A 26,793-nucleotide genomic window follows, 5' to 3' on the forward strand; every position below is an offset into this window, starting at 1 on the left:
TGGAAAGCCTGGATAGGAAAATGTGGTTTATTATCTTTATCCTGTCTTGGTATTGTCTGCTATACATCAGGCTAAATCTTTATGACCAGCAAAAACTATTTTTTTTACTTGGTTTTTCCTTGGCCATTATTACAATTCCTGACATGCCTTATGTAGCTAAGGGTAATGCGTTCAGTTTTCCTTTCGGATGCTGGCTAGGATTAAACAACTCCACTGTTACAGATAAAATTGGCAAGTTACTCCGATGTCGCCTCAAAATAATTTTTGTCTTTTTAACTAGCTTAGTATTACTAGCTGGACTTTCATTCTGGTTAGCAAAAACCTTAAAATTTCAGTCCTATCAAACAATTATTTCGATAGCAGTATTATCTTTAATAATCTCAAGTGCATACCTAATATATTTATATGTAATCAAAAAAATAGACAGTCAGTTTCTCTAGAAGTTATTTCTTGTACTATCGTTTTTTCAATCATATACTTCAATTACCTTAGCAATATATTACAAGAGAATAATTTGGATGAAACTCTATCCCGCATGTACTGGTCTGCTTCCCGGAGCTTAGCTAATGTTCTAATCACCTCTAGTCTTACTCTAGTATTAGCTTTAATGCTAAAGTGGCAACGTTTTTCTCCAATACTCAGTTTTTTAGGATGGATTTCTTTTGAACTTTTTTTGATTCATAATACATTTCTAATTCATTTCGACTTTATCTTGTTTCGGGGGCCAATAATTATTATGTTTCCCATTTATTTTATGGGTGTCTGTCTGCTGAGTTTGATATTAAAAAGACTCAGTGAAGTAACTTTAGTAATGCTGAGAAACTCCAGGAAGCTTTTGTCCTAGATCCAGCCCCCAATCCGCGATCGCTCTGTCCTGAGGCTCCGTTCTGCTGATTACTATGGCTTATAGCCTCTCCACAATGTCAGGCGAAAAAATTCGTAAAAAAGGTCAGGTAAAATATGTAAGTCGGGTCAAAGAACCCAGGCGTAGACAACGGCGACACAGCAATTTTTACATTGGACTACACGGAATGGCTTGGGTTGAATCTTTAGATTGGCTAGCTGTTTTCACTCTCAAGTTAATGAACTTAAGCCCCCACAAGCGACCCTATTATCAACGGGGTCAGAGAGCTGCAAAGCTCATCAGGCAGACTTTCTAGCCATAGTTGTCACCCCGTCACGGCTGCAATTTTATCTTGGTATTCTTTGTGCGTTGCAAATACCACATCATGACCGCGCTTTCGCAATTCGAGGGCGATCGCAATTTTGGGATGCAGATCGCCAAAAGACCTGATGGTGGTTAAAACAATACGACTCATTATGAAAGCCTCTCGGTCAGCAGCACTCGTATAGACACAATTGCTCAAGTTGAAAGCTTTGCACTGCATTATGTTAGCCCGTTTACCCAGCCACAAGTTGAGGTTCAGCAAGATTTTGATAACTCCGCGCAAGAATTCAATATCTCTGCCAATGGCTCATTCCGTACATTAAGAGCATGAAAGTTGATTCAGGAGTATCGATCGTGAAATTACCTTCTCGCTTGTGGGCCATTTCTCTAATCGTTGTAGGTAGCGCTACTGCCGTCACCGCCGCTTCCGTTCATTCTCAAGCGTCTTTTGCACCTCAAAATTCTCCTTCGACTCTGGTGAGTCAACGTTCCGCACTACAACCGGGTATCAATCGCGTCACGTTTCAAAGCGAAGGCGAAACTTTAGTGGGCAATCTTTACCTGCCTGCTAATTACAAACCGGGTGACAAACTGCCGACGGTAATTGTCACGGGTGCTTGGATGACCATCAAAGAGCAAATGCCTGCATTGTACGCCCAGAAATTAGCGGATCGGGGATTTGCTGCTTTTGCTTTCGACTTTCGTTCCTGGGGTGAAAGTGGCGGTAATTTGCGGAGTTTCGAGTCTCCTACCGTTAAAATTGCTGACATTAAAAACGCCGTTTCTTTTCTGCAAACTGTTGATGCTGTAGATGCAAATCGGATTGCCGGATTGGGCATCTGTGCGAGTGCGGGTTACATGGCAGTTGCTACGGCAGAAGATTCTCGAATTAAGTCTTTGATTACCGTTGCCCCGTGGATTCACGAGCCTCAAATTGTTGACACTGTATATGGCGGCAGAACAGCAGTAGAAAACCTGATTGCCAAGGGTCGAGCAGCGGAAAAGAAATTCCAGCAAACTGGACAAGCAGATTACGTTTTGGCAACCAGTAAGACAGACAAAACAGCCGTAATGTATGGCGATATTGACTACTATCAAAATCCCCAACGAGGTGCGATTCCCCAGTGGGAAAATCGATTTGCGATCGCATCCTGGGCGCAATGGTTGACGTTTAATCCTATGCCCGTTGCCCAGCAGATCAAAGTTCCGACGCTGTTTATCCATAGCGAGAAAGCGGCAATTCCCCACGGTGCGCGGCAGTTTTTTGCGGCGATTCCCGGTCAGAATAAACAGTTTGAATGGTTGAGCGATCGCACTCAATTCGACTTCTACGACCAGCCAGCTACAGTTGACGCATCGATTTCAGCGATCGCCAAGCATTTACAATCGTCATTCTAAATTCGTCTGCTCATTTCTCGCCCTTTTTTATCGCACTTTAGGAGGTTATGATGTCATTCTCGCGTCGCAACATTCTAGCTACAGGATTCGCCGGACTTGCCGCTGCCATATCGACAAAAAGCTTGGCTAATGCAGCGACTCCAGAATCTAACCCCAATCCTCAGAATGCTACCCAATTAGCTAGTACAATTAACCCCCAAGGTGAATTTGCTGGAAAAGTAGTTTTGATTACTGGGGCAACTTCTGGAATTGGTAAAACCACCGCCGAAGCTTTTGCTCAACAAGGTGCTAAAGTCTTTTTCTGCGGTCGTCGCGAGAATTTGGGAGCGCAGGTAGAACGAGATATTCGGGCGCGGGGTGGAGAAGCGACCTATATGCGGGCAGATGTTCGTAAAGCTGAAGATGTGAAAGGATTTGTTGATGCTTGCGTGGCAAAATATGGGCGGCTGGATATTGCTTTTAACAATGCCGGAATTGATTATCCACCCCAGCCAATTGCCGACACCGCGATCGCAGAATTCGACGATTTAATGAATACTAATGCCCGTGGCGTTTTTCTCGGAATGAAATACGAAATCCCCCATATGTTGAAATCTGGCGGTGGTTCAATTATCAACATAGCAAGTATTGGCGGTCATCGAGCCTTTCCTAACATCGTCGGTTATGGTGCTAGCAAAGCCGCTGTGATTCACATGACCAAGATGGCGGCGCAAGAATACGGCAAAAAGATTCGCATTAATGCTGTTTCTCCTGGAGCCATTAATACACCTATGCTCGCTCGGGTCAAACGAGATTGGAAAGTCACAGAAGAACAACTTCTCGCCCCCTATCCCAGCAAACGCGCTGGCACAACAGCAGAAGTTGCTAATATGGTTCTCTGGTTGGCTTCCGATGCCGCATCCTATGTTTCTGGTGCCAACTTGAGTATTGATGGCGGCGGACTAGGTTAGTATGTTTAACATCTGACTCAGTAGCACCCAATTGTTAGCTGACTGATGCAACGTGAACGACATTGTATAAATGGAATTCATTGCGAGCTAAACCTTCCCAATATGGCTTGTCTGGGTTAAATCCTGGTTGCTTGAGAATGGCTTCAAATGCTTCTTTGCTTTCCCATTGACCGTAATTAAACATCCTTATGCCGTCAAGACTGCGGTGAAATGTTGCAGAAATTAGCCCTGGGGAATTATTCATTGCTCGCTCCAGTTCAGCCGTTGTTCGCTTTACCATTTCTGGTTGGTTCGCTGGTATCATACGAAACTCAGCTAGATGTGTAATGCGATCGCCTGTAACAATTTCCACTTCCGCCGATACTGACCTACTAGCAGAAACTTCTAGTTGTAAAGAATCAGGAGGAAAAAATTCTCCAAAAATAGCAGGACGCGGCAAGCTACGATGATCGAATTTAGGTTGCCATTGGCTATAGGTGAAAACGCGAACTCCATCCAAACTTTGATGTACGCTGGCTGACAAAAAATAAGGATTAGACTTCCAAGCTTGGATTTGCTCTTCGACGATTGCCTTAACCAAACCCGATTGATGGCGTTCTGCAACTGCGTATAAATCTAGTCCAACGATCGCATTGTTAGTTCGGTCTATTTGCACCATAGATATTTCTCAATTCCTGCTTTGTTGTATGCTGGTTCTGATGCTAAACGAAACCCAATAATCGGACAAGTTCCATCTCTACTCAGAAATGAAGCTAGCTAACATTTAATTCTTTCTTTGAATCAAGGAGTAGTTATGTCTCTCAATTCTTACTACACGCTAGGACGTTCTGGATTGCGCGTGAGCCGTTTATCGCTAGGCACGATGACGTTTGGTACGGAATGGGGCTGGGGTTCTGATGAAGACACTGCCCGCCAACTGTTTAACACCTATGTGGATGCGGGTGGAAATTTCATCGATACCGCCGATCTTTACACGGGTGGAACCAGCGAAACTTGGTTGGGGAAATTTATTGCCGAAAGGAATCTGCGCGATCGCACAGTCATCGCCACTAAGTTCAGCTACAACGGCGAACCAGGCAATCCTAACGCAGGCGGTAATGGTCGTAAAAACATTATGCGGGCAGTGGAAGGCTCGCTGAAGCGCTTGGGAACAGATTACATCGATCTCTACATTCTTCACACTTGGGATACTATCACCCCGGCTGAAGAAGTGATGCGATCGCTAGATGATTTAGTTCGATCTGGTAAAGTGCGCCATATTGGATTGAGCGATACGCCTGCTTGGTATGCTGCACGCGCCCAAACTTTAGCAGAATGGCGCGGCTACGAACCAGTTTCTAGTTTACAGTTGGAATACTCCTTAGTAGAGCGAAATATTGAGCGAGAATTTGTACCTTTGGGCATAGAATTGGGCATGGGAATTATGGTTTGGAGTCCTTTAGCCAGTGGTTTGTTGAGCGGAAAATATAAACCTAGCGAAGGCAGTTATACAGGTGAAGGAAGATTAGAAACCGTGAAAGGAATCTCGAATCCGGCGTTTCAGAAAATTAGCGATCGCAACTGGAAAATCGTATCAGAACTAGAACAAGTTGCGAAAGAATTAGGTCGCAGTATGGCGCAGGTGGCAGTAAATTGGACAGCTAATCGCCCCGGCATTGCTTCAGTTATCGTAGGTGCGACAAAATTATCTCAGCTAGAAGACAATCTCAAAGCATTAGAATTTGAGATTCCCAGCGAACTAGCTAACCGTTTAGAACTCGTCAGTCGTCCCGATTCTCAATTCCCTTACAGCTTCTTTGGCAGCGAAATTCAGGGGATGATTCATGGCGGAGTTGCTGTTGGGAATAAACCTGTTGGATATGCTCCCAATCGGTTAATTCAATCCGCCGGTGCTGGAGTTTCCTAACTGAATATTGATGAGAAATGGGAAATAACTAACTTTGACTTTAATAGAGAGCCATCGTTAGCAAAGTCGCTGCTGCTAACGATGCTACTGTCCGAACGTGATTCCAGAATGTCCAATTGGTCAGGTAGTTAGCCCATATTCTCGCACCCTCAGCGCTGTTTGGTTTAGCGATCGCCAGTGCATCATTTAACGGTACATTGAAGGCGATCGTTACTCCAACTACACCAACGAGATAAAGCAAACTGCTGATGAGAATAAAGGCTGTATCTGGTTGATGCCACTTGAATAATGAAGCGATCGCTAAAAAGAGACAAGCTGCTGCTGTTCCAAAGATCGCAAACATGAATAACGGATTGATGGCTGCAATATTGATCGACTGCATGGCAGCGATACCCTGGGCAGGTTGGAGTTTGGCAAGGGCAGGCATCACGAAGGTGGAAAACGCGAAAAAGACACCTGCAACCAGTCCACAGCCTAGTGCCGCGAAAAGTTTTAATGTGGAAAGTGAGGAGTTTGTCAATATCATAAAGCCTCTTGTAAATATTCAAAATTTTGTCAGCCGAAGTATTGTCGCGTTGCCAGATGAGACAAAAAATCTGCGATCGCGATTGGGTTGAATATTTCCGAAGGTACGGCAAAACTTCAGATCGCGCATCTGTTGACTAAGTTGGGACTCAGAAATCGAACTCAAGCGGTCGTACTTGCTTTGCAGCGTGGTGAAGTTGTAAATTGAAAGCTTAACCTTTTCGACGATCTGCATCTCTAGATAGGAAACAGAAACTCATGCTGGAACTAGTTTACATTGTTACACTAAGCTTATTAATAACTCATCAAATAGATGCTGCTTATTGGAGAGAATGGGAGATGTTCCTTGTTCCTGGCGGGGTACAGTTCTTCGATATTTTCAATCTGGCGATCGTTCCTGTGCTGCTCGTTGGCTTTAAATCTGTACTTCTCAAGAAGAAAAGTGGTTACTAATACTCATGTTTTTTATCGTCATTAGGGCTACTAACTTTCTTAATCCCTACTAGATTTTATTTGAATGGGTATCATCAATTTACAGTTCCAGTATCAATGGCTGTAATTATTTTGTGTGCCGTTATTGCTGTTATTCAACTCGTCATTACGAGCGAACAGCGTGAGATATTTCAATAGTCAAAGTCGTCTGCATCAACTGGCTTCGATTTTCCAGTTTTTACAGCTTGATGTCAGTTTCCCAATGGATGAAGTTATTATCGCTGAATACAATCCAAACTGGGTACTATCTTTTGAGCAAGAATCTGCATGTATTCGAGCAGTTTTAGATAGAAATATTGTTACCCGCATTGAGCATTTTGGTAGCACAGCCGTTCCAGGGTTAGCTGCAAAACCAATCGTAGATATATTGATAGGGGTACGTTTGCTAGCAAAGGCAAAACAAGTTGCAGTTTCTCCGCTAGAGCAGTTAGGCTATGCTTATTGGTTGGAGAATCCCGACCCTCAACGGATGTTTTTTGTTAAAGGGTTACCGCCTAATAGTCCGCGCACTCATCACATCCACATGGTCGAGCCAGATAGTGTTTTGTGGGAGCGTTTGATATTTCGAGACTATCTTTGCCAGCATCCAGATGAAGCGGCTCGTTATGCCCAATTAAAGTACAATCTTGCTCAACGCTTTTCTAGCGATCGCGAAGCATACACAGCGGGAAAAACTGAGTATATTGAGTCTGTCATGCAAAAAGCTCGACAACTTGATAAATAAGCCCAATTGTATTACCAATCTCCTGCTTTGTAAAAAGGCGTTCACCCATTAGACGAATCAATGCTGCTGGTTGCGACAAAGACCGATAGGTATCGCTTTGCAGTTTTGGCTTCAGCTAAGGATGGCTCTCGAATGAATATAGGTGTTGGCGAAAGAATTGCCGGAGTTCAGACCAAGAATCCGCTGCTGCTATTGGATTATATGAAGACCGCTCGTTGCAGAAAAAGCCATGATCGGCATCTGGATAAAGTTTCAGTTTGTATTCTTTTCCGAGTTCCTGAAAGCGAGATTCAATTTGGTGAATGCGATCGCGCGGAATGAACGGATCTACACCCCCAAAGAACAAGTAGATGGGTATTGTAGTATCTTTCACTGCCTCAATCCACTCATCTAAAACCATGCCATAAAAGGGTGCTGCTGCCGCAATCTCAGTCGATAACTTGACAGCCGTCATGAAGGTTAATCCACCCCCCAAGCAGAATCCAGTAACTCCAATCCGATCGGGATACACATCCGATCGAGACTTCAAAAACATTAAAGCTGTCCGAATATCTTCCTCAATCGGTTTTCCGAAATCCAAACGCCACATCATCACCATTGCTTGCTCTACCTCGTCATAGCCAAACTTATTGTTGGGCAACTCGCGGTAATATAAATCGGGCGCAAGAACAACGTAACCTTCGTTGGCAATTCGGGTTGCTACATCTTGAATATGCGGCGTTAAACCAAATGCTTCCATGAGCAAGAGAACGGCTGGTTTGCGATCGCCTTCAGGATGGGTAAACAGAAAAGCTGGCATTTGTCCGTCAGGTGTGGAAAGGAAAACCTCTGTCTGTGTGATTTTTGTAGTGTCCGTCATTTCGACCTCTCTTGATTCAGTTTGGCGTAGATTTTATCAAAATTTCTTGGGTACAACTTATTTTCATCGATACCAGAGTTGTATTGAACGATATTTTATCCAAGATGAAAACACCAAGATTTACTGAAGCAATCGAGACAATTGGCGATAGATAATTGCTCTTAGTGCCGTTCGCGAAGCGTTGCGATCGCCAATCGCGGTAACTCCTCGGCAAATCTTTCATCCAGCGGTAAGTGCCCCACCAACAGCCGAAAATAGATGCCTCCATATAGCAGAAGCAGATCGATCGCCAATTCGGGGTCTAGGTTAGGGTCATAGCGGTAAGTTTTTCCGCGAGCGCAAAGTAGTTTCTTTATAGATGGGTCGATTTAATCATTCCAGCTAATTAATTGTGCAATATCGCAACTAGATTGTTAATTTGTTCCGCCTTGCCCTTTACAATTAGAGAGGTCTAATAGACTTCTCCAAAAACTCTTGTGGGATAGGCGTCTCGCCTGTCTTTGAGATTCTTTGTTGGAGAGGTCTAATGTACCATTCAACATTTCTGGTTGAGGTTATATCCTAGAACACCGATTCAGTATTGCTAGAAACAGGGTTTCTCGTAAGTGCTGTCAGCAAATTTGAGCGGAAACCCTGTTTCTGTATCGGCGTTCTAGGCGATCGCTAGATTAGCCAGATTGCCTGTAAATCCAGTAATTTCAATGATGGCATCCGTACTGGCAGAGAATCCAGCCGTTCCATCATTCAGTCCCAAGAAGGTGCGATTGTTAAATTGAAAAGTAGAAGCACCAAATTGACTAAAGTTCGTTGCAGTTAAAACTTGTTTGATGGCAGTTTCAGTCAAGGCGCTAACACTGCCGAGTTTTTTGACTTGGGCTGCTGCGACAGCGTTGGTACCGTCGATGATATCGCTGCCAATTACAAAGTCTTTAATGACATCATAGTTGGACAACAGAGAATAACTACGATCTTCATACTTAAAGGTGTCATTTCCATTCCCTCCAGTCAGAATATCGCCGCCTGCTTGACCTGTAAGGATGTCATTGCCAGCGCCAGCATTGATAATGTCATTGCCAGAAGCACCACTGATAGTGTCATTTTTGCTCGTGCCGGTGACAGTAAACCGCTCAATACCACTAAACTCGACGAAATCCAAGAGAGCGGAGTTAGGGCTGCTGACGTTTCGCGAGGCAGTGCCATACAGGGTACTCCCCTGAAATGTCATACCTGTACCCGTGTCGCCCACAGAGTAATCCAAGATCAGATGGTCAAGACCTAGATACCCCCCATAAACCGAGTCAAAACCGAGTCCAGCGTTAATGGTGTCGTTGCCTGCACCTGTAGTGATGGTGTCATTGGCCCGCAGGACAGCGCCATTGACGATTCCAGTTTGGAGTACAGTGTCGTTACCACTGCCGGTTGTTAGCTCGAACCGCTCAAAATTGGTCGCCCTGACAACTCCAGAGATGTTGATATCTAGAAGATTGGTGAGGGTGAGATTGGCCGTTTGATTGGCAAGGTTGAGCTTAAGGAAGTCGAAGCCAGCACCGCCATCCAGCGTGCCAACATTACCCGCAATAAGCAGCCAATTAGACCCCCCTACTCTAACTTGGTCATTACCAGCCCCCGCACGAATCGTACTGTTTGGAGTGTAAAGGTCGAGGATGTCATCTTTGCTAGTGCCGGTGACAGTAAACTGCTCGATGTAGTCAAAATAAATGGAATCTAAGCGAGTGCTGTTTGTACTGCTGACTTTTCGCTCGGCAGAGCCAAACTGGCTACCTCCCGCAAAAGTCATACCCGTACCCGTATCGCCCACAGAGTAGTCCAAGATCAGATGGTCAATCCCATCGCCCCCATAAACAGAGTCCAAACCCAGTCCAGCGTTAATGGTGTCGTTGCCTGCATTTGTTTGGATCGAGTCATTGGCCCGCAGGACAGCGCCATTGACGATTCCCGTTTGGAGTACGGTGTCGTTGCCACTGCCGGTTTTCAGCGCGAACTGCTCAAAATTGGTCGCACTGACAACCCCAGAGATGTTGATATCTCGAAGATTGAGGGTGAGGTTGGCTGTTTGATTGGCAAGGTTGAGCTTAAGGAAGTCGAAGCCAGCACCGCCATCCAGCTTGCCAACATTACCCGCAATAGGCAGCCAATAAGGCCCCCCTACTGTAACTTGGTCATTACCGGCTCCCGCACGAATCGTACTGTTTGGAGTGAAAAGGTCGAAGATGTCATCTTTGCTCGTGCCAGTGACAGTAAACTGCTCGATGTTGTAAAAATTAATGTAATCTAAGTTAATCCCGTTTGCACTGCGCGAGGCAAAGCCAGACTGGCCATTTTCCCTAAAAGTCATACCCGTACCCGTATCGCCCACAGAGTAGTCCAAGATCAGATGGTCAAAGCCATCACCCCCATGAACATAGTCGAAACCCAGTCCTGGGTTGATGGTGTCGTTGCCTGCACCTTTGATGATGGTGTCATTGCTGCGAAATACTGTCATAATTTTTTGGGTATCCTCAATAAGTTGGTAAATTTGCGGGTTTGCATTCCCGACAATCTATGTACGAACTAGAGGTATCCCGTGCTGCAAAAAAGCGAAAAATTTTTTGCAGTTTAAACTAGCCCAATTAAGATCGCGATCGCACTGAGTTACTTAAGAGCCTTGAGATAAATCTCAGGCTAAAAGCTAAAACCCGTTAAAACGGGTTAAGAGCCAGGTGAAATCTAGCTGGCGCTCAAACTAGCCCAACTAAGATCGCGATCGCGCCCAGCAGCGAGTGGCTGAGGATAACGCTATATAAATTGCGATATTTGGCGTAGTGGCAGCCCCAAAGCAGACCCATGACCAACGTCAGCAGCAGTGTGGGTAGATCTTGGTAAATGAGGTGAATATAACTGTAGAGCGACGCAGAGAGCAAAATCTGCCATCCAACCCCTAACCTCGCCCTCGCAAAAATCCCGAATAAAAAACCGCGATACAAAAACTCTTGGATCGGAGAAGATATGATCGCAAAGAAAAGGTAGAACGCGCATTTATAGCTAGAGTTATCAATCCGCGCCCCTTGGACGGCATAGTAAATGAGCATCACTGAAGCAAAAGCCAGGGTGGGTCTTGCGATCGCTTTGAGTGCATTCCCCAACTGTTGTGTTGTCAAGCCCAGTTCTTGGGGAGAAAATCGGTAGAGTCGCGCGATCGCGAAGATGGCGATCGCCACCAGAATCAGAAGATAAAATCGCCAAGCGAAAGGAACCCACCCCAAACAAATCGGCACAACTGGCACAATATATCCAAAACTGACAATCAGCAGGACTTTCCGCCGTTCTTGAGCCAGATTTCCCATCATCACTCGTCTCCAACGCGAAGATCGATTAAACGAACGAGCAAGAAAAATAAACAAGCAAAGAAAAGACTGCTGGCAAACCAAGGAGTAAGCGGATCGATACTCCTCATTCCAAATAAGCGATCGATGAAAGAAGTCCCAAACCAACTGCTAAGAATCGTCAGACCTAAACTCACTAATAAAAAGCCCAGCAGAATAGGTTTATATTTTGGGCTGGCGCTTCTGCGGATGCTGGTAATTGTTGCCAGAGATAGTATAGAAGCGTGTGCATAAACCAGAATGTTGAGTCCGGCTAAAGTCCCTTTAAACTCGGGTGAAAATAACAGACTTTTGGTATGATCGATGCCATAAATCTGGAAAGGTATCCACAACATAATACCCAATTCACATAGAAAAAGATAGGTCAAGTATCTGCTTTTGTGAAAGATGGCATCTGGGGTCAGCAAAATCGTCGAAACCAGTGCCAGAATCTGAACGACACAACTAATAATGGCAATAAAATTAAGTGCATAAAACCACCGACTGACGGAAAAAGCTCCCGTATGATCTCGCCAAACGTCATAGGCGGTCGCAATCCGCAACAGTCCTTGAGATCCGGTAATGTCATTACCTGTATAAATATGTTTGATGACGGCCTCTAAATCTGATTTGCCGATCGTCAAATTCCCTTTAGCATCAAAAGCCTTACGATCATCAAAAATCTCATCATAAATGCTAGAGATATCCGCCTGAGAAGTTTGCCACTTCTGGTAAAGTTTCGGGAGTTGCTGTGCGTTAATTGTAGTCGTCGCGTTGGACTTGAACTCCATCAACATCATGCGATCGCCAGTCAATTCAAACAACAGCCCTCCCAACGTGAAAAAAATCGTGACGAGCGTCAAAATAACAAACGGGCGAGTCTTGACGCGAATCATGCAATGTGCTTTGTAAGCAGCAAACAGCGGCATCCAAAGCACCAAAGAAGGATAGACAATCAGGTGAGGATAGAGTTGTGCATAAAGCGTTAAGGTTTCCCAACCTTGGAACTCGTAGAAGATGCCGACGGGGAGGCAAACTAAGAGCGCGATCGCAATAATTCCCAGTACCATCTCCCACTGCCAAGATAACCTCCGTTCCGAAAACAAACGATTCCAAGTCAGTTCTTTCGCCAGAGGATTAGCAACGATGACAGGAAGCCAACTTTTGCCCGGTTCAAATTTATTTTGTAATTGCTGTCGTGCAGCATTCATTGAGGCAAATAAAGAGCGATCGCGAACAAAAGCTGCCAGAAAATGCCTTAACAATTCTCTAGCAACAGATGACTCAACCATTTCCCGCATTACAATGCAGTAGGGCAGAGATAGCTCAGTTAGCTGGTTTGCCAATCCTAAACCATCACAAGAATTAAAGATTGCCAGTTGCAACTTCTTCTGAATTGCACCTGCAAGTAAATCTTTCAGTTCCGCGATTTCGACAATTCCCTGCGCGCCATCGGTGGGGTTAATTTGAATGCGCCCAATCCGTCCGTCGCGATCGCTTTCGCTATGTCCGGCAAAAAAGAAAATGTGCCAACCTTGAGTGTCTTTTAACTTTTTTTCTAACTCTTGGCGCGTCGGTTGTCTGAGGATGTGAGGTTCTGCACCATGCTGTCTCAGACTGGTGATAAAATCTTCTTCTTCGGCAAAACCAAGCTTTTCATCGCCAAAAACCACAAGGATGCGTGCAGTTGCTTTAATTTGGGGTGTTTGCTTCTGAGTCAGCCGCTTAAAATTTGTGGCGCTAATAGCAACTTCTACACCTCTAGTGGTGTACCCAGCCAAAGTGTCCCACTCTTGCCAAGGAAGTCCGCGCAGTTGTCGGTCTTCTGTTTGCACGATAATTTGGACTTCATCTTTTTTCGTAATTCTGTCTCTAAAACTCTCCAAAACTAGACCGACGCGCGGATCGGGTTGTCCGTTTTCATCAATCCAGCCATCCCGACCCAACCATTTGTTTAATTCGGCTTTTAAGGAATTAGCGAGGTCGGTGAGATTGACGACTCCTGAAATTAAGCGATCGCGATTTTTGGCAACTTTGCGATTCGCTTGAAGACCAATATAATACTGCCACTGTTTGAACTTATCTTCTAGCGGTTTGGGAAGGGGAGAGAGAAACGAAACGAGTTCTTCCATTTGCTCGGAGCGATCGTAGATTGCCAGGGTGACAGGTAGAAGTTCAGAATGGTTAATTTGCACCCGCCCACCAATCTTAAAGGAAATTCTAAATGCCATTACAGCTCCTCTTTAGGCAATAAAATATTCTCGACAGAAGCTTTCTCCTAACCGCAACTCTACCCATAATTCCTCACATGGCGATAATTCTAGAGGAATGGAAATCAGATCTGCTGCTTCATTTACGGTTTCAGTATAGATGTCGGATTCGTCGGGTACGCTGACCTGCATTCCTCTGGGCAGAGAAGCACTTTCACCTCGGACAATTACTCTAACTAATATCGATTCATCATGGTTCTGGGAAACAGAAAGTTGCATTTCAAAGACTTGCCCTGCTAAGGGAATCTTTTTCTTACAGGTCGCCGTCCGCAAATCGCGCATGGAGGGTTCCCACTCGGCGGTATAGATGTTATTGAGCCAGTTTCTTAAGTAGGTAATTCGTTTTTCGGCAAATTCTCGCGTGAGGTCAATTGTCTCGGCTATTTCGACCCCTGAAGATGATTCTTGTTGTGCCAGGTAATCGATCAGATCGTCCATAGACTGTAAATCCGCGATCGCCACTTCTAGGTCTGGCGGTTCGGACTCAAAAGCAGGCAGAAAACCCAGCAGCATTGCTAATTTCTCGGAACTCGCAATCTCGACAAACAAATAACCAATGCGATCGCTCAAACTTTCTGGTGGTAAAGTTACAGTCTGTTGTCCAGTGGCAATGCTCCGACATTCCAAATTGCCCAGTCCGGGCAATTCTAACTCGTTGGCTTCGCTCCAAAGACGACGAGGCGCATTCCATCTTTCGGGTTGAGTCAGATTAGTCTCAAAACCAAGCAGACGAAAATACGCATCGGCAACGAGTACAGCTAGAGTATTGTCATAGATCCGCTGTCGAACATCTTGAACAAAATACTGCTCGGCATAGGCTCTAGCTTGGCGGCAAAATGACGCAGGAATTGGAAATGGAATCGCTAGTTCCTGCAAAACGCTTAGTTTATCTGTCATGATTCTCTTCTCCAAATAGCCTTTGATTTCGCTCTAACCACTCTTGTAATAAGGGTTGACACTTTCTTGACCAATGAGATGAGATTGCACCGCGAGTTGAGCCAACTTCCGCAGCAATTTCCTGCCACTCTTTACCCACAACAAGTCTCAAGTAAGCCAGCGTTTGACAATTCGCTTTTGGATTATTTTCAATATGGCAATCCTTAAGAAGATGGTCGGGATCGTCTTCGATCCATTGCACAAATGATTCCCAAGTATCAAGCAGCAACTTAGCATCAATCGGAGCAACGACTCGATCTAAAGGATCGAGTTCGCCTTCATTGGTTTGCCAGACAGACTGTTGGCGATCGCGATGGCGTTGAGCCGCACGAATCTCGTCCATGTGCTGATGGCGCAGACAGGTCTTAAACCAAGTCAAGAACGAACCTCGACTCGGATCGTATTTGTCGCAAAGGGTCTTCGTTAAATTGAACATGGTTTTGTAGAGCGCTTCTTCGTAAACATCATCTCCTGTGGTCTGAATGCGCCCCGATTTTAGGAGAACTCGCAGAAATGAGTTAAGGGCTTTGCGACGCTGAGGACTGTCTGGCGGGTGGCTGCAAGTCTCTTGTATCAGTGTTTGCAGGTAGAGGTTTAGGTCATCCATAGGTTTATGACTTAACGCTAGCTGTGTCACTCAGCAGACGATAAGCAGCACCACTCTCTATTACGAAAAACAAGTGCATCGTTCTGCAAAAAGATTGAGTCAATCGCAAAATTTTACTCAAAGTTTTTCTCCTGCAGCATTTATACATAATATTATATCCAGGTTCTAGCTTACGAAGCGGCAACAGGGCGAGTATTGAAGGAGCAACATTTAGGCAGTGTGGATGAATTGGAAGCCTCAATTGAGAGCGATTGTCTTCCAACCAGCAATTCACGCTGATTACGCAGAATATTGATAGATTCCACCAACGTGCGGGTAGTTCTAACGTTCTTGAGATACAAGGTAACGCTCATCGGACTCAATGCAGCAATCTTTCTTGCAGCCTAATGCCTTACTCAGACAGCGAACCTCATGATGATGCACTGCCTATTTGTCAAATGTGCGGTTCGACCTTGCGTCCAGATATTGTTTTGTTTGGCGAACAGCTACCTGTTAAAGAATCTTGGTTAGCCAAACGCAGTTTACGAGATTGCGATCTTTTTATAGCAATAGGTACCTCTGGAACTGTATCGCCAGCATCTTCATTTGTCCGTTCAGCCGATTATGCTGGATCTAGAACTATTCCGATCAACTTAGAGCCAATGGAGCCGAAGACTCCTGACTTTAAGGAGGAGTATTTAGGATATGCTGAAGAGATTGTGCCTCTTTTATTTGGTGCGATATAACAACCCCCACAGGCGGGCATAATGCCCAACCCACAAGATTTATTGGAGAGGTTTAATTAAGTTAGTTTAGTTATTGATGGTGCGATCGCCTGCCTTTTTAATTAGATTCTATGACAGAACCTTTTCGCCTTTGGTTACCTAAAGCTGAACTTTGCCCGATTGTGGCGAATATCCCTCATAGCGGTTTAGCCGTACCAGATGAGGTTGCACAAATCCTCAACCCAGATTACAAAAACTTTCTTCCCAATCAAGATTGGCATCTCGATAAGTTGTACGATCTTCTCCCCAATCTAGGAATTACAGTTCTACAAGCTACGTTCAGTCGTTATGTTGTAGACCTCAATCGTCCCCTTCAAGAGCCATTATTTGGTAATTTTTGGCGAGCAGCGATTCCTGAGAAAACTGCGTTTGATGCACCGCTCTACCAAATCTCTCCATCCCCAGAGCAAATTGAATGGCGAATTAATCATTTTTATCATCCATACCACCAACAAATAGAAATACTTTTAAATCAGACGATCGACAGATTTGGTCGAGTTTATTTGTTAGATCTACACAGTTTTATGGGACTAATTGTTGAGGATGTTTGCTTAGGCAATGTCAACGGGCGAAGTTGTTCCGAGTTTTTGATTTCTACCGTTGAATCTGCTTTTGCATCAAAAGGCTATCAAGTCGTTCGTAACAAGGTTTTCAACGGAGGTTATATTACGCGACATTACGGACAGATGCCCCAAGTTGAGGCTTTACAGATAGAGATTCGATACCCTACATACTTAAATTCAACACAACTCGAGCAAAAATATGTTCCCGATTGGAATGTGGCAGAGTTCGATCGCGCAAAATTAAACTTTGAGGCGATATTCAGTGCGATCGCAGCTTCATGTGCGGGTAATTTGTCAGCGAGCCAATAACTTAAAGATGAGTAAAAGTTTCAGCTATCCGACCAACTTTGCAAGTCCGCTCCAACCGGGTTGTTATGTCGTGCCCCACAGATATGACTGCAATCAGTTGCTCTAAGCCTGCATCATGGAATGAAAATCCGTCTTGCGCCTCGGTAGTCTTCAAGGTCAACAATGATATCAACCAAGCGATTAACACAACGATCTCGATACTCCGGTTCAGCCAGTAGCCGATCTATATTTCCTATCGTGATGACAGGCAACGATGTTGCAGTATTCTCCTCGCGCATCACTTGTTCCAAAGAGTCTTTTCCTTTCATACTTCGATTAGCGGTTAGCAAAATCATCTCGTTAGCTTGGGCACAACGCCAAACAACACGATCGTCGCTATTGACTTCTAACCCAACCTCTTCAAACAGGACAAAGCGAATCGAAATTAAGTCAATCCAGCCACTTGCGGCAAGGCTACCTGCAAGGACTACAGAATGCCCGCGTAAGTTATGATCGACCAAAATGTTCATGCTGGTGATTCAAGCTTAGCTCGTTCTGCTCGAAGCTTTGCCCGAATCGCTTCCGTACCCGGTTTTGGAGGTTTTGCAGCAATATGAGCAAGGAGATCGCGATTTTGCTCCTCATAATATTGCCGCAGTTCTTCGGCTTCCTTAAGAACGGTTTGGTATTCTGCTTCAACCTCGGCACGATGGGCATCAATGTAGGATAAAGCAGCATTCACCTGTTCATCTGTAAGGCTAAGCATGGCACGGATAAACTTCGGTGGGTACTGCTCTGTTACATAGTCCATCACGTCATACAAAGTGATGCGGGTTCCTGCGATCGTCAGTCCACGTTCTGTACGGACAATTGTGGCTTGCTCGTTTGATGTCCAAGTCATTTCCTTGGCTCCTGAGAACTCACTTATAGCCATTATATAAAGAAATGTATAGCCAAGGAGCAGTTGAGCTGGCGAAGGGAACCCAACCGACGAGAGAAGCGATCGCTTAACTCTAAAAAGCCAGACGAATAGGAACAGGATAGACTTCAGGTGGAATAGCTGAGATACAAAGTAATCGTTGCCTGAGTAGTAACTTGCAATATTACGGGCTGCATTCAGTCGTTATGTTGTAGACCTCAATCGCCCCCTTCAAGAGCCATTATTTGGTAATTTTTGGCGAGCAGCGATTCCTGAGAAAACTGCGTTTGATGCACCGCTTTACCAAATCTCTCCATCCCCAGAGCAAATTGAATGGCGAATTAACAATTTTTATCATCCCTACCATCAGCAACTATAAATGCTTCTAAATCAGACGATTGACAGATTTGGTCGAGTTTATTTGTTAGATATACACAGTTTTATGGGGCCAATTGTTGAGGATGTTTGCTTAGGCAATGTCAACGGGCGAAGTTGTTCCGAGTATTTAATTTCTCCCGTTGAATTTGCTTTTGCATCAAAAGGTTATCAAGTCGTTCGTAACAAGGTTTTTAACGGAGGTTATATTACGCGACATTACGGACAGATGCCCCAAGTTGAGGCTTTACAGATAGAAATTCGATACCCTACATACTTAAATCCAACACAACTCGATCGCGATGCTGTTCCCGATTGGAATGTGGCAGAGTTCGATCGCGCAAAATTAAACTTTGAGGCGATATTCAGCGCGATCGCCGCTTCATGTGCGGGTAATTTGCCAGTACAATAATCGAAGGTTATACAGATAGGTGCAGGTAGAATGAACAATATCGTATTGCACAACGCTGGTTACACCATGACGGATGGTTTCAGTGATGTTGATGGAGTAATTTACGAACGCGATCGCGAGAACGTCAAGGGATACTGCTTCTACCACTGGCAAAATCTCGAAGGGGCGGTCAAAGGTGACGGCCTAATACCAATTTTCCTCGATCGTGCTACACATCGGCAGGTGTGCAGGTGTGCAGGTGGGCAAAATATGTGTAGCGTATTCACAGGAAAACAGTATAACGCTGGCGTTCGGCGATTTGGATGATGATGAAGTCAGTAGCATAAACAAACAGGACTTGCACACCTACTTTATTGCGAGCGATCGCTACGTCGCTATCAACTATCAACTATCAACTATCAACTGTTATTATGGTTCAAACTTTCCCGCTCGAGCGCACCCTCAAAACTTTCAGCCAACTGCAAACTCAATTCAACCTCCAACGCAACACAGATGACAATTTTTTTACAGAATGGTTGAACGCTGATACAGAATTAACCGAACAGGAACAACAAACACTTGATGCGATTCGCCAAAAATACTTTTACCAACTATCTTATAATCAATTGGGAGAAGAAACTGTTAAATTAATAGTTCTCTCTCCGCTTCTCGATTTAGCCGGATTTTTTGCACCTCCTTTTCGGTTTACAACAGAAACGACCGTGCAGATTAATGTAGAAAGCAATGATGTAATTTATCGAGGACGCATTGACGCACTTGTTCTGCAAGAGACTCTTTGGGTTGTCCTAGTAGAATCCAAAGAAACTAGCTTTTCTTTAGAACTTGCTTTGCCGCAGACATTAGCTTATATGCTAGCAAATCCCAATCCAGAAAAATCAGTTTTCGGCATGGTGACAAATGGCGGTAATTTTATCTTTGTCAAGTTGCAAATTCAAGAATTTCCCAAATATGAACTATCTAATGTGTTTTCCCTTCTGCCTCGCGACAACCAACTCTATGATGTATTGCACGTTCTCAAACGTCTAGGGCGAATTGCGCTCGATCGCAACTAGATTTAGACTATGTTCCAGATTGGAATGTGGCAGAGTTCGATCGAGCAAAATTAAACTTTGAGGCGATATTCAGTGCGATCGCCGCTTCATGTGCAGGTAACTTGTCAGCGATCCAATAACTTAAAGATGAGTAAAAGTTTCAGCTATCAGCGATCCTCCTGCGGAAATGCAAAGCGAAAGATAGCGGCGGTAATATTTTCAATCTCGGTGCATTGTGAAATGCCCAATTAATGGAAATTACGGGGTCTTTTTCATTCAGTGACGACCTAACTTTAGCGGCTGCTTTAGAACGAACGACGAAAAACAGTTCTCAGTATTACCAAGCAAGAACGACCCCGTTCACCCGCCACTAATAACCTCCCGAACTCAACGAAGATACCCTGTACGGTCGGCCTGCAACGGGATTGTTAAACCGTATCTCACCGATCGCTTATGATAAATGCATTCTCGTATGTCTAGGAGTTAAAACCATGTCTCTCGCTGAGTTAATTCCTTTGGTGCAAAATCTGAGCCAGTCAGACAAACTATCACTTTTCAAATTTCTAGCCGCGCAAATCCCAGATGCTGAACTACAAGTCATTTTTTCTGCATCAGAGTATCCGGTTTGGTCGCCCTACGATGCAACGGAAGCGGCAAATATTCTGATGCAGATGATTCAGGATGACCAACAGGGATCAACTCATGCCTAGTACAATTGAGTTTCCCTTTTCTGACGATGAAGCATTACCCACAATCCCTATCATTCTGAGCCATGCAGGTGTTTCCGTCTCCGGGAATGCACTGCTAGATACTGGGTCTACGGTCAATCTATTACCTTATGACATCGGGCTACAATTGGGTGCAATTTGGCAGGAACAAACTGTCCGCTTGCCATTGGCTGGAAATCTTGCAACGGTTGAAGCACGGGGTTTATTTGTGCATGTTCAAATTGGGAATCTGGAACCACGGCTTTTTCCTAAGCTGCTTGCAGAACATAGAACGTATAACCATAGGAGTCGCTGAATTTTTCAAACAGTCTCATCTCTTCTTCAGTTTCACGAATAACTGATTGAGTAATTGGGGTGATTTCGATCTGCTGCATCCGCTCGCGGAGCGGTTCATAATAATTGACCCACCAAGCCTGACTCGGCAGCCGATGCGTAGAAAGTACGCTAAAGCCAGACCGATTAGCCCGATCGATATTCTCAGCTTCGGTACCCATCCTTGGATAGGCGTTTTGCCAATACGCGATCGCAGGCTCTGGCACATTATCAGTAAACCAACTCATCTCCGATATGACGGCAATGCCGCTGTTGGCAAGAAGCGATCGCCAGATTTTAAGCGCCTGCTCAAACCCAAGATTATAAGCAGCACCCTCAGACCAAAGCAGGTCAACCGAACCCACTGACCAATCGAGCTTAGCCATGTCACCATGAATTGGAATGATTAAATGCTCAAGACCAAGCTGTTTTGCGCGAGCTTTGAGTTCGTCGATAAAAACCGACGAGGCATCTACTGCCATGACAGTGCTTTGGTAGTGTTGTGCAAGCAGCAATGCACTAGCACCGCTTCCACATCCTAGATCGGCAATTCGCGGCTTGAGAGGCAAAGTAGAAAGATTGCTCAAAATATGGCGCGAGAAGTCAGAGTCACCTGGACCTTTACGGTCAAGTCCACGGTGTAAATCAGTCAAAGCGGCAACGTACTCAGTTTGAGTGTCTGTATTCATGATTATTTCAATATAATATCGTTTCCGTTTGCATCGGAATTACTCCGCGCAGGGGCAAGCTTGCAATTAGCAAGAAAGCTAATCATTCCGATGCAACCGGATTTGATATGACTCGCGGATTGCATCCGATCGCAAGAGCGATCGCGGGCGTGCTTTAGTGCGATCGCTCCAGTTTACCTTCAAGTCTTATTGTTCGAGCAATGTAGTTTATTTGCTAATTCGTTGGTTTATTGAGCAGCGCCTGAATGATACGACGGGAAATCCGAAAGTTCGTTTGTTGCAACTGTGCGATGGCTTCAGCAAGGTTGATCAAACCTTGGGCTGCGGCATCATCCAAAATTCCAAGGGTGCCGATTATGGCAATACCACGCTCTTGTGCAATCCGTCGCCCCATGCGCTCATCAATAATCAGCAGATCCGCTGGTAGGGTTTGAGCCAGGGTAATCGCTGCCTGTTCTCCAGGATCGAGGATATTGAGGGTTGTATCAATTACGGTAACAGCTTGAACAGTGAGCCAGGAAGGAGGATTAACAATCCATTGTTGAAGAACGGGTGGTGCATCTGGATCGAGCAGTTCATTCCGAACCACGTCAGGAATGATGATTTGCCGGAATAGGCGGGGCAGCAGATCGATCTGGTTAATGAGCAATAGATAGTTGATCGGTGAGGCATCGGCAACGACGATCATAAAGCACTACTGGTGGGCTTTGCTCGTAGCTGCTGGAGGGTTGTGCGATCGCGCTCCAAATCAGCCTCATCATAATGCAAGTCAGCATTGTGCTGTTTCAAAAAGACATCCACTGCCCAGCGAGAGGGTAGTCCTAGAATACGACCAACTTCAACATGAGTAATTTTTTCAGTTTGGTAAGCTTGTATCACCAGAGCTTCTAGGATCTCACAGGCGAGAAGATCGCGATCGAAGTGCTGAATTAGCTCGTCGGGGAGATCGATTGTGATTTGCATGGTCTAGGCTCCATTTTGAGTGTGTGCGTCAAGTTCAGGATTAATTTAGTGTGCTAATGGACGTTAGGAGAAAATCTTTAAATAATCTATGAAGACACCTTGACTAATATTCTAGCTGCCATAATTTAGGTGGCTCCAGCCCAGCAGTATTTTTTGATACAAGTGAGCGTTTTGCGAGGCGCATTTAATGCGGAATTAGCAACTGCTCTGGTTCTAGAGCCACCAGTCAATGATACGGATTTGCATGAAGAAGCCTTTTACCATCAGTGCGAATTGAGGCAATATTCCAAAGCAAGGGTCGCGGGGGCAAAGGGGTGTGCAGTCCTCTCGATCTGTGAGGGTTAAGGTTTAGGAGGCGCGATCGCGTTCCTTCTCTCTCTATTTCACATCAGCGCGATCTCTTGGCTTGCTTTCGTGCCGCATCATCAAAGATCGGCAAAAAGATCGGCAAAAAGATCCCCTAATAAAAGCCACAATCTAGAATATTAAAGTGTTTCAGCCAATTTCCAGATCGGCAATAGAATGGCAGAGTCAGCGATTCCCTATCGACATTACGAACCCAGTCTGCTCGAACCCGTTCATCCTCAGCGGACTCGGCATTTAGAAGACTTAGCAGTTTCACTGACATCGAAAGCGGGGCAATTGACTCGCGGATTGCATCCGATCGTATTGCGATCGGTGCTGAAACGTTTAATCGAACAAGGTTTGCTAGTCGCGGATTCTCCGAAAGGAGCCGTGAGGTTGGGATTTCCGACAAAGGCGGTAGAGCAATGGCTCCCGCGATTGCGGGAAGATTAATCGAAAAACAGTTGATGGCAGCGCTCGGCAATTTGCGATCGCATCCATTCATGACTAGGATCTCTTAGCTTGCGTTCGTGCCACATCATCTGCAATTGTGCCGGAGCAACTTCAATCGGCAGCTCCACAATGTGCAACCTCAGTAGGTGACTGTGCGATCGCTCTAATCTGCTTGGGGGACTTTTGAGAAGATTGCATCGCTGATGGTGCGTCTAGCCACTGGAACAGATAACACTACCGAGGTTGTCACTGTGGCATAAGGAATAAAACGATCGACCAGTTGCTCCAAGTGATTAACGGATGTAACAACGACCTTCACTAAATAATGATCGCTGCCTGTGACGCGATAGCAGGCTTCCACCTCTGGAGACTCTTGAATCAGCAAGCGAATTTCATCGCATCGATGCCCAAAGGATTTGATGCTAATGAATGCAGCGATCGCTAATCCCAATTTTTCTAGATTTAATTCTGCCCGATAGCGAGTAATAATCCCTGCTTCCTCCAAGCGACGCACTCGTTCTGCTACCGCTGGTGAGGATAGCCCAACCCGCTGCCCCAATTCTTTAAATGGAATGCGGGCATCCTCTTGCAAAATGGCGAGAATTTGCCAACTGGTTTCATCGATCGGTTTGTGAGGATGGGAATTCATGAGGTCTGAACTCGATAAGGTAAAAGCTGGAAAATACCTTTTTATTTTAGGCCCTATTACTTAATTGCCTATTGTTATCTATTTATTCTGGCTATATAGCTTAATATACTGGAAGCATTGAAAAATTGGAACTATCCATCAATGCCGACCCAAACTGAAATCGTGCTTCGCCCACTGACCTCTTTTTTAGGAGCTGAAATTCAGGGAGTTGATGCGTCAAAGGCACTCTCGACAAATACTCTGACCGGCTTGAATGATGCACTAATAAAGCATCAGCTCCTTGTTCTGCGGCATCAAACTTTAACTGTCGAACAACAGATCGCCTTTAGTGCCAACTTCGGCAAATTAGAGCAATTTAGTCCTCATCCCAATTACTACAAGTATCCTGAGATCTTTCCAGTATCCAATCGGCAAGGAGAAGGCTATTTAAATGTAGGACACTACTGGCATCATGACGGCTCATTTCTAGAAAGGCCAACCTATTGTTTTACTTTCTAAAAGCACCGCTGCAAGGGGGAGATTTTCTATTCGCCAATATGTATCTGGCATACGAAACGCTACCAGAAAAACTCAAGCAACAAGTGGAATCGCTAGAAACGATTCATCGCAATGGCGTGGTGCATTCGCTGGTGCGATCGCATCCCATCACAAGACGTAAAGCGCTCTATATCAACATGGGATTGACGGTGGGCATTATAGGATTTTCCCATAAGGAAAGTGTCTGGTTGATGCGGGATTTGAATCGCCATCTAAATCGTCCAGAATTTGTCTATCGCCACAAATTACAAGTAGGAGATTTAATCATTTGCGATAATGCCTCTGTGGCTCATTTTGCCACCTATGCAGACCCACAATACCCTCAGCTACAGCACCGAACCACGATTTGTGGAACTGTCCGATTTTAAGAATTGATATATCAGCAAACATCGCTGATGGATTTAAGCCACTTTAAGGTATTTAGCGATGGTTTGTTTGCGATCGCAGCCACTCTTGTAGTTTTGGAAATGAGCATAAAATCAATGACCAAACTCAAATTACTTTCTCCAGCCATTCTCGGCGATTTGGAACTGCCTAATCGCATGATTATGGCACCGCTAACCCGCTGCCGTGCAGGCGATGGATACATTCCTCAGCCCATGAATGCGATCTACTACGCTCAAAGAGCATCGGCTGGACTAATTATCGCTGAAGCGACCCAAGTTGCTCGAAACGGCATTGGCTACCCCAATACTCCTGGCATTTACACTTCAGAACAAGTAGAGGGTTGGAAGCAAGTTACTAATGCCGTTCATGCTAGAGGTGGACGCATCTTTCTTCAACTCTGGCACGCCGGACGAGTTGCTCATCCCTCACTCCTGCCAGCCAATGAAATCCCGATTGCGCCCAGTGCTATTCCAGCGAACTGTCTGGCAGATACCGCCGAAGGGCAGCAACCTCATGTTACGCCCAGAGCTTTAGAATTGGCAGAAATTCCAGGGATTGTAGAGCAGTTTCGGCAAGGTGCAAAAAATGCGATCGCTGCTGGATTTGATGGAGTTGAAATTCATAGCGCCAACGGATATTTGCTCGATCAATTTTTGCAAGATAACTCTAATCAGCGATTGGATGAATATGGCGGTTCTATCCAAAACCGGGCACGCCTGCTGCTAGAAGTTGTGCAAGCCGCGCTCGAAGTTTGGGGACAAGGAAAAGTTGGTGTCCGATTATCACCCAGTAGTTCTTTTAATGATATGAAGGACTCAAATCCAACCGCGACTTTTAGCTATGTTGCTGATGCGCTAAACCAGTTTGGGTTAGCTTATCTCCATGTCATTGAGCCGCGCATTCAAGGGAATGTAACAATTACAAATGATGGATCGGGGTTAGGTGTAACATTTTTCCGCAAACTTTTTCAGGGTAAAATTATCGCAGCCGGGGGGTATAGCTGCGAAACGGGCGAAGCCGTTTTGCAGAAGAATCATGCTGACTTTATTGCTTACGGTCGTCTATTTCTAGCCAATCCAGACTTACCGAAACGCTTTGCAATTAATGCACCTCTCAATCGCTACGATCGAGCCACATTTTACAGCAGTGGCGAACGAGGGTATACAGATTATCCATCCCTCGACTTGCTTCATTCTTAAATATTTGTAGGATATTTTCTAGCACCTATCGCTATAGATGAAAATAAACTTCAGCATTCGTGCTGGGATCGTTAAACAGATTCACCGACAGAAGCACAAAGCGATCGCATCCACTCATGAGCAGGATCTCTTCAACAAGGGTGGCTATAGGCGATCGCTAGTCTTGCTAGCAATCGATTTAAGTTGTTGTTGGCGGTATTGCTTGAGTTGAGTTTGCAGGTTTGGTGGAAATTTTTCCATCGCGTAACGCAATCCCTCGCTGGAAAACTTAGTGCTGTGCGTTTCGATAAACTCAACAACTGCCTGTCGATCGGCTAAACTGAGTTCCCGCAATGCCCAACCCGTTCCCGTTTGAGCAAAACGTTCCGAAGATTGAATGACAATGCCGCAGGTATCGAGTAACATTTGAGTAAATTCGGGGAAGTTGCGATCGCCCTGTTTGGCAAGATTGACAAAACTAACCACAGATGCTCGTTTGCGCCACAAATTATCGGCGTTGCACCACTCCATTACTGCCGTTGCACAGGGTTTTCCTTGCTGTTTAATTAAAGGATTTAAAACTTTAACGCAGAACCAATCGCAAGTATTCCATTCTTTGATGTAACCGCCATCAAATAGTTCGGCAAATTTTGGTAAATCGGATTCCCAATCGATAGATTTGTGCTTCAGCAATACTTCTTGAATTATCAGAATCCCAGCTAATTTATCTTCGCCCCAAGGTTCGCGGATTAAAGCTAGCGCGGTATCGAGTTGTTCTGATGACAGTAGATCGATAAAGTTCTCAGTTTTGATCCAAGCATGAAGAACCGCTCGCACTTGGGGCAGTTTCAAACCGCGAAATGGTAAGGAATGCTTGAGATAAGCTTCCCACCATTCTTTGGTTTTGCGATCGCCAGCCTCAGCCAGCCGTTCCTGTAAGCGTTCGATGGACATTTTAAGGCATTATCGCGAAGAGTTAAGGTATTGAAAAGATGCTGACAGA

33 protein-coding genes and 2 pseudogenes are annotated in these 26,793 nt (G+C 45.0%); 17 read left to right on the top strand and 18 right to left on the bottom strand.

Going from position 1 to position 26,793, the window contains the following annotated elements; genetic code table 11:
- Positions 1-1,169 precede the first annotated feature (1,169 nt).
- Positions 1,170-1,319 carry a glycosyltransferase gene (locus ACE1CM_RS37530; RefSeq protein ID WP_374884031.1) on the bottom strand — a complete coding sequence of 50 codons (150 nt, stop codon included), beginning with the start codon at positions 1,317-1,319 and terminating at the stop codon, positions 1,170-1,172.
- 203 nt (positions 1,320-1,522) lie between these two features.
- Between ACE1CM_RS37530 and ACE1CM_RS37535 the strand changes: the two genes are divergently transcribed.
- Together ACE1CM_RS37535 and ACE1CM_RS37540 are read left to right on the top strand one after the other, a co-directional pair.
- Complete coding sequence (locus ACE1CM_RS37535) at positions 1,523-2,566, top strand: alpha/beta hydrolase (RefSeq protein WP_374884032.1); 1,044 nt, start codon at positions 1,523-1,525, stop codon at positions 2,564-2,566.
- A 47-nt stretch (positions 2,567-2,613) separates the two neighbouring features.
- Positions 2,614-3,516, top strand: coding sequence for an SDR family NAD(P)-dependent oxidoreductase (locus ACE1CM_RS37540; protein WP_374884033.1), 903 nt, complete (start codon positions 2,614-2,616; stop codon positions 3,514-3,516).
- 34 nt (positions 3,517-3,550) lie between these two features.
- Here the strand turns inward: ACE1CM_RS37540 and ACE1CM_RS37545 are convergent, their stop codons facing one another.
- On the bottom strand, positions 3,551-4,174 hold the full coding sequence (locus ACE1CM_RS37545) for an antibiotic biosynthesis monooxygenase family protein (protein ID WP_374884034.1): 624 nt from the start codon (positions 4,172-4,174) through the stop codon (positions 3,551-3,553).
- Between the two features lie 135 nt (positions 4,175-4,309).
- Between ACE1CM_RS37545 and ACE1CM_RS37550 the strand changes: the two genes are divergently transcribed.
- Positions 4,310-5,422, top strand: coding sequence for an aldo/keto reductase (locus tag ACE1CM_RS37550; protein WP_374884035.1), 1,113 nt, complete (start codon positions 4,310-4,312; stop codon positions 5,420-5,422).
- A gap of 40 nt (positions 5,423-5,462) precedes the next feature.
- On the opposite strand, the gene ACE1CM_RS37555 is transcribed toward ACE1CM_RS37550, so the two are convergent.
- Positions 5,463-5,948, bottom strand: a complete 486-nt coding sequence (locus ACE1CM_RS37555; RefSeq protein WP_374884036.1) for a DUF1772 domain-containing protein — start codon at positions 5,946-5,948, stop codon at positions 5,463-5,465.
- A gap of 87 nt (positions 5,949-6,035) precedes the next feature.
- Here ACE1CM_RS37555 and ACE1CM_RS37560 point away from each other — a divergent pair, with 87 nt between their 5' ends.
- The 3 genes and pseudogenes from ACE1CM_RS37560 (at position 6,036) to ACE1CM_RS37570 (ending at position 7,163) form a co-directional block, all read left to right on the top strand.
- The gene (locus ACE1CM_RS37560; RefSeq protein ID WP_374884037.1) at positions 6,036-6,155 is read left to right on the top strand and encodes a LuxR C-terminal-related transcriptional regulator; all 120 of its coding nucleotides are present in this window, start codon (positions 6,036-6,038) and stop codon (positions 6,153-6,155) included.
- Between the two features lie 50 nt (positions 6,156-6,205).
- Positions 6,206-6,577, top strand: a pseudogene (locus ACE1CM_RS37565) (DUF6713 family protein).
- Positions 6,561-7,163 carry a GrpB family protein gene (locus ACE1CM_RS37570; RefSeq protein WP_374884038.1) on the top strand — a complete coding sequence of 201 codons (603 nt, stop codon included), beginning with the start codon at positions 6,561-6,563 and terminating at the stop codon, positions 7,161-7,163. Before ACE1CM_RS37565 ends, ACE1CM_RS37570 begins: the two are co-directional and overlap by 17 nt.
- Positions 7,164-7,278: 115 nt before the next feature.
- Here ACE1CM_RS37570 and ACE1CM_RS37575 read toward each other — a convergent pair whose 3' ends face one another.
- The 7 genes from ACE1CM_RS37575 to ACE1CM_RS37605 form a co-directional block, all read right to left on the bottom strand.
- Entirely contained in the window at positions 7,279-8,022 is a 744-nt protein-coding gene (locus ACE1CM_RS37575) for a dienelactone hydrolase family protein (RefSeq protein ID WP_374884039.1), read from the bottom strand.
- 161 nt (positions 8,023-8,183) lie between these two features.
- Entirely contained in the window at positions 8,184-8,315 is a 132-nt protein-coding gene (locus ACE1CM_RS37580; RefSeq protein WP_374884040.1) for a hypothetical protein, read from the bottom strand.
- 359 nt (positions 8,316-8,674) lie between these two features.
- Positions 8,675-10,525 (bottom strand): bluetail domain-containing putative surface protein, encoded by a 1,851-nt coding sequence (locus ACE1CM_RS37585; protein WP_374884041.1) that lies wholly within the window; start codon positions 10,523-10,525, stop codon positions 8,675-8,677.
- 235 nt (positions 10,526-10,760) lie between these two features.
- Positions 10,761-11,369, bottom strand: a complete 609-nt coding sequence (locus ACE1CM_RS37590; RefSeq protein WP_374884042.1) for a type II CAAX prenyl endopeptidase Rce1 family protein — start codon at positions 11,367-11,369, stop codon at positions 10,761-10,763.
- Positions 11,369-13,615, bottom strand: a complete 2,247-nt coding sequence (locus ACE1CM_RS37595) for a CHAT domain-containing protein (RefSeq protein ID WP_374884043.1) — start codon at positions 13,613-13,615, stop codon at positions 11,369-11,371. Before ACE1CM_RS37595 ends, ACE1CM_RS37590 begins: the two co-directional genes overlap by 1 nt.
- A gap of 12 nt (positions 13,616-13,627) precedes the next feature.
- Positions 13,628-14,551, bottom strand: coding sequence for a DUF1822 family protein (locus tag ACE1CM_RS37600; RefSeq protein ID WP_374884044.1), 924 nt, complete (start codon positions 14,549-14,551; stop codon positions 13,628-13,630).
- Entirely contained in the window at positions 14,541-15,197 is a 657-nt protein-coding gene (locus tag ACE1CM_RS37605) for a hypothetical protein (RefSeq protein WP_374884045.1), read from the bottom strand. The genes ACE1CM_RS37600 and ACE1CM_RS37605 overlap by 11 nt, the downstream gene beginning before the upstream one ends.
- A gap of 251 nt (positions 15,198-15,448) precedes the next feature.
- Between ACE1CM_RS37605 and ACE1CM_RS37610 the strand changes: the two genes are divergently transcribed.
- Together ACE1CM_RS37610 and ACE1CM_RS37615 are read left to right on the top strand one after the other, a co-directional pair.
- Positions 15,449-15,922 (top strand): NAD-dependent deacetylase, encoded by a 474-nt coding sequence (locus ACE1CM_RS37610; protein ID WP_374884046.1) that lies wholly within the window; start codon positions 15,449-15,451, stop codon positions 15,920-15,922.
- A 110-nt stretch (positions 15,923-16,032) separates the two neighbouring features.
- Entirely contained in the window at positions 16,033-16,833 is an 801-nt protein-coding gene (locus ACE1CM_RS37615; RefSeq protein WP_374884047.1) for an N-formylglutamate amidohydrolase, read from the top strand.
- 113 nt (positions 16,834-16,946) lie between these two features.
- Here the strand turns inward: ACE1CM_RS37615 and ACE1CM_RS37620 are convergent, their stop codons facing one another.
- Together ACE1CM_RS37620 and ACE1CM_RS37625 are read right to left on the bottom strand one after the other, a co-directional pair.
- The gene (locus ACE1CM_RS37620; protein WP_374884048.1) at positions 16,947-17,342 is read right to left on the bottom strand and encodes an ACP S-malonyltransferase; all 396 of its coding nucleotides are present in this window, start codon (positions 17,340-17,342) and stop codon (positions 16,947-16,949) included.
- Complete coding sequence (locus ACE1CM_RS37625; RefSeq protein ID WP_374884049.1) at positions 17,339-17,713, bottom strand: DUF433 domain-containing protein; 375 nt, start codon at positions 17,711-17,713, stop codon at positions 17,339-17,341. Before ACE1CM_RS37625 ends, ACE1CM_RS37620 begins: the two co-directional genes overlap by 4 nt.
- 199 nt (positions 17,714-17,912) lie before the next feature.
- On the opposite strand from ACE1CM_RS37625, the pseudogene ACE1CM_RS37630 reads away from it, so the two are divergent.
- The 5 genes and pseudogenes from ACE1CM_RS37630 to ACE1CM_RS37650 all read left to right on the top strand — a co-directional run bounded on the left by ACE1CM_RS37630 (position 17,913) and on the right by ACE1CM_RS37650 (position 20,572).
- Positions 17,913-18,518: pseudogene (locus tag ACE1CM_RS37630) on the top strand (N-formylglutamate amidohydrolase).
- Between the two features lie 30 nt (positions 18,519-18,548).
- The gene (locus tag ACE1CM_RS37635) at positions 18,549-18,824 is read left to right on the top strand and encodes a hypothetical protein (protein ID WP_374884050.1); all 276 of its coding nucleotides are present in this window, start codon (positions 18,549-18,551) and stop codon (positions 18,822-18,824) included.
- A gap of 104 nt (positions 18,825-18,928) precedes the next feature.
- Positions 18,929-19,570 carry a type I restriction endonuclease subunit R gene (locus tag ACE1CM_RS37640; RefSeq protein WP_374884051.1) on the top strand — a complete coding sequence of 214 codons (642 nt, stop codon included), beginning with the start codon at positions 18,929-18,931 and terminating at the stop codon, positions 19,568-19,570.
- Positions 19,571-20,040: 470 nt separating this feature from the next.
- Positions 20,041-20,259 (top strand): hypothetical protein, encoded by a 219-nt coding sequence (locus ACE1CM_RS37645; protein ID WP_374884052.1) that lies wholly within the window; start codon positions 20,041-20,043, stop codon positions 20,257-20,259.
- Positions 20,252-20,572 (top strand): hypothetical protein, encoded by a 321-nt coding sequence (locus tag ACE1CM_RS37650; protein WP_374884053.1) that lies wholly within the window; start codon positions 20,252-20,254, stop codon positions 20,570-20,572. The genes ACE1CM_RS37645 and ACE1CM_RS37650 overlap by 8 nt, the downstream gene beginning before the upstream one ends.
- Here ACE1CM_RS37650 and ACE1CM_RS37655 read toward each other — a convergent pair.
- From ACE1CM_RS37655 to ACE1CM_RS37665, 3 genes are all read right to left on the bottom strand, one after another.
- Positions 20,526-21,278: an SAM-dependent methyltransferase gene (locus ACE1CM_RS37655; protein ID WP_374884054.1), complete on the bottom strand. Its 753-nt coding sequence runs from the start codon at positions 21,276-21,278 to the stop codon at positions 20,526-20,528. The genes ACE1CM_RS37650 and ACE1CM_RS37655 overlap by 47 nt on opposite strands.
- 214 nt (positions 21,279-21,492) lie before the next feature.
- The gene (locus tag ACE1CM_RS37660) at positions 21,493-21,966 is read right to left on the bottom strand and encodes a DUF3368 domain-containing protein (RefSeq protein ID WP_374884055.1); all 474 of its coding nucleotides are present in this window, start codon (positions 21,964-21,966) and stop codon (positions 21,493-21,495) included.
- On the bottom strand, positions 21,963-22,241 hold the full coding sequence (locus ACE1CM_RS37665) for a UPF0175 family protein (RefSeq protein ID WP_374884056.1): 279 nt from the start codon (positions 22,239-22,241) through the stop codon (positions 21,963-21,965). Before ACE1CM_RS37665 ends, ACE1CM_RS37660 begins: the two co-directional genes overlap by 4 nt.
- 522 nt (positions 22,242-22,763) lie before the next feature.
- On the opposite strand from ACE1CM_RS37665, the gene ACE1CM_RS37670 reads away from it, so the two are divergent.
- Positions 22,764-23,039 (top strand): hypothetical protein, encoded by a 276-nt coding sequence (locus ACE1CM_RS37670; protein WP_374884057.1) that lies wholly within the window; start codon positions 22,764-22,766, stop codon positions 23,037-23,039.
- On the opposite strand, the gene ACE1CM_RS37675 is transcribed toward ACE1CM_RS37670, so the two are convergent.
- Positions 23,036-23,167: a hypothetical protein gene (locus ACE1CM_RS37675; RefSeq protein ID WP_374884058.1), complete on the bottom strand. Its 132-nt coding sequence runs from the start codon at positions 23,165-23,167 to the stop codon at positions 23,036-23,038. The two genes, ACE1CM_RS37670 and ACE1CM_RS37675, sit on opposite strands and share 4 nt — an antisense overlap.
- A 35-nt stretch (positions 23,168-23,202) precedes the next feature.
- Positions 23,203-23,688 carry an Lrp/AsnC family transcriptional regulator gene (locus ACE1CM_RS37680; protein WP_374884059.1) on the bottom strand — a complete coding sequence of 162 codons (486 nt, stop codon included), beginning with the start codon at positions 23,686-23,688 and terminating at the stop codon, positions 23,203-23,205.
- Between the two features lie 141 nt (positions 23,689-23,829).
- Here ACE1CM_RS37680 and ACE1CM_RS37685 point away from each other — a divergent pair, with 141 nt between their 5' ends.
- Genes ACE1CM_RS37685 through ACE1CM_RS37695 form a run of 3 tightly spaced genes read left to right on the top strand, consistent with a single transcriptional unit; the run spans position 23,830 to position 25,811 of the window.
- A complete protein-coding gene (locus ACE1CM_RS37685) occupies positions 23,830-24,186 on the top strand; it encodes a TauD/TfdA dioxygenase family protein (protein WP_374884060.1) in 357 nt (118 codons plus the stop codon).
- Positions 24,171-24,593: a TauD/TfdA dioxygenase family protein gene (locus ACE1CM_RS37690; RefSeq protein WP_374884061.1), complete on the top strand. Its 423-nt coding sequence runs from the start codon at positions 24,171-24,173 to the stop codon at positions 24,591-24,593. Before ACE1CM_RS37685 ends, ACE1CM_RS37690 begins: the two co-directional genes overlap by 16 nt.
- 27 nt (positions 24,594-24,620) lie before the next feature.
- Positions 24,621-25,811, top strand: coding sequence for an alkene reductase (locus ACE1CM_RS37695; RefSeq protein WP_374884062.1), 1,191 nt, complete (start codon positions 24,621-24,623; stop codon positions 25,809-25,811).
- Positions 25,812-25,955: 144 nt separating this feature from the next.
- Here ACE1CM_RS37695 and ACE1CM_RS37700 read toward each other — a convergent pair whose 3' ends face one another.
- Positions 25,956-26,744 (bottom strand): DNA alkylation repair protein, encoded by a 789-nt coding sequence (locus ACE1CM_RS37700; RefSeq protein WP_374884063.1) that lies wholly within the window; start codon positions 26,742-26,744, stop codon positions 25,956-25,958.
- Positions 26,745-26,793: the final 49 nt, after the last annotated feature.

Source organism: Microseira sp. BLCC-F43 (genome assembly GCF_041929235.1).
GTDB lineage: Bacteria > Cyanobacteriota > Cyanobacteriia > Cyanobacteriales > Aerosakkonemataceae > Microseira.

Bases quoted from the DNA above. Each gene is read 5' to 3' on its own strand.
- ACE1CM_RS37670 (WP_374884057.1), top strand. From the start codon at position 22,764: ATGGCAGAGTCAGCGATTCCCTATCGACATTACGAACCCAGTCTGCTC.
- ACE1CM_RS37635 (WP_374884050.1), top strand. From the start codon at position 18,549: ATGAACAATATCGTATTGCACAACGCTGGTTACACCATGACGGATGGT.
- ACE1CM_RS37540 (WP_374884033.1), top strand. From the start codon at position 2,614: ATGATGTCATTCTCGCGTCGCAACATTCTAGCTACAGGATTCGCCGGA.
- ACE1CM_RS37590 (WP_374884042.1), bottom strand. From the start codon at position 11,369: ATGATGGGAAATCTGGCTCAAGAACGGCGGAAAGTCCTGCTGATTGTC.
- ACE1CM_RS37665 (WP_374884056.1), bottom strand. From the start codon at position 22,241: ATGCAAATCACAATCGATCTCCCCGACGAGCTAATTCAGCACTTCGAT.
- ACE1CM_RS37585 (WP_374884041.1), bottom strand. From the start codon at position 10,525: ATGACAGTATTTCGCAGCAATGACACCATCATCAAAGGTGCAGGCAAC.
- ACE1CM_RS37605 (WP_374884045.1), bottom strand. From the start codon at position 15,197: ATGGATGACCTAAACCTCTACCTGCAAACACTGATACAAGAGACTTGC.
- ACE1CM_RS37640 (WP_374884051.1), top strand. From the start codon at position 18,929: ATGGTTCAAACTTTCCCGCTCGAGCGCACCCTCAAAACTTTCAGCCAA.
- ACE1CM_RS37650 (WP_374884053.1), top strand. From the start codon at position 20,252: ATGCCTAGTACAATTGAGTTTCCCTTTTCTGACGATGAAGCATTACCC.
- ACE1CM_RS37620 (WP_374884048.1), bottom strand. From the start codon at position 17,342: ATGAACATTTTGGTCGATCATAACTTACGCGGGCATTCTGTAGTCCTT.
- ACE1CM_RS37555 (WP_374884036.1), bottom strand. From the start codon at position 5,948: ATGATATTGACAAACTCCTCACTTTCCACATTAAAACTTTTCGCGGCA.
- ACE1CM_RS37545 (WP_374884034.1), bottom strand. From the start codon at position 4,174: ATGGTGCAAATAGACCGAACTAACAATGCGATCGTTGGACTAGATTTA.
- ACE1CM_RS37680 (WP_374884059.1), bottom strand. From the start codon at position 23,688: ATGAATTCCCATCCTCACAAACCGATCGATGAAACCAGTTGGCAAATT.
- ACE1CM_RS37530 (WP_374884031.1), bottom strand. From the start codon at position 1,319: ATGAGTCGTATTGTTTTAACCACCATCAGGTCTTTTGGCGATCTGCAT.
- ACE1CM_RS37660 (WP_374884055.1), bottom strand. From the start codon at position 21,966: ATGATCGTCGTTGCCGATGCCTCACCGATCAACTATCTATTGCTCATT.
- ACE1CM_RS37595 (WP_374884043.1), bottom strand. From the start codon at position 13,615: ATGGCATTTAGAATTTCCTTTAAGATTGGTGGGCGGGTGCAAATTAAC.
- ACE1CM_RS37655 (WP_374884054.1), bottom strand. From the start codon at position 21,278: ATGAATACAGACACTCAAACTGAGTACGTTGCCGCTTTGACTGATTTA.
- ACE1CM_RS37600 (WP_374884044.1), bottom strand. From the start codon at position 14,551: ATGACAGATAAACTAAGCGTTTTGCAGGAACTAGCGATTCCATTTCCA.
- ACE1CM_RS37575 (WP_374884039.1), bottom strand. From the start codon at position 8,022: ATGACGGACACTACAAAAATCACACAGACAGAGGTTTTCCTTTCCACA.
- ACE1CM_RS37695 (WP_374884062.1), top strand. From the start codon at position 24,621: ATGGATTTAAGCCACTTTAAGGTATTTAGCGATGGTTTGTTTGCGATC.
- ACE1CM_RS37615 (WP_374884047.1), top strand. From the start codon at position 16,033: ATGACAGAACCTTTTCGCCTTTGGTTACCTAAAGCTGAACTTTGCCCG.
- ACE1CM_RS37685 (WP_374884060.1), top strand. From the start codon at position 23,830: ATGCCGACCCAAACTGAAATCGTGCTTCGCCCACTGACCTCTTTTTTA.
- ACE1CM_RS37550 (WP_374884035.1), top strand. From the start codon at position 4,310: ATGTCTCTCAATTCTTACTACACGCTAGGACGTTCTGGATTGCGCGTG.
- ACE1CM_RS37700 (WP_374884063.1), bottom strand. From the start codon at position 26,744: ATGTCCATCGAACGCTTACAGGAACGGCTGGCTGAGGCTGGCGATCGC.
- ACE1CM_RS37625 (WP_374884049.1), bottom strand. From the start codon at position 17,713: ATGACTTGGACATCAAACGAGCAAGCCACAATTGTCCGTACAGAACGT.
- ACE1CM_RS37645 (WP_374884052.1), top strand. From the start codon at position 20,041: ATGTCTCTCGCTGAGTTAATTCCTTTGGTGCAAAATCTGAGCCAGTCA.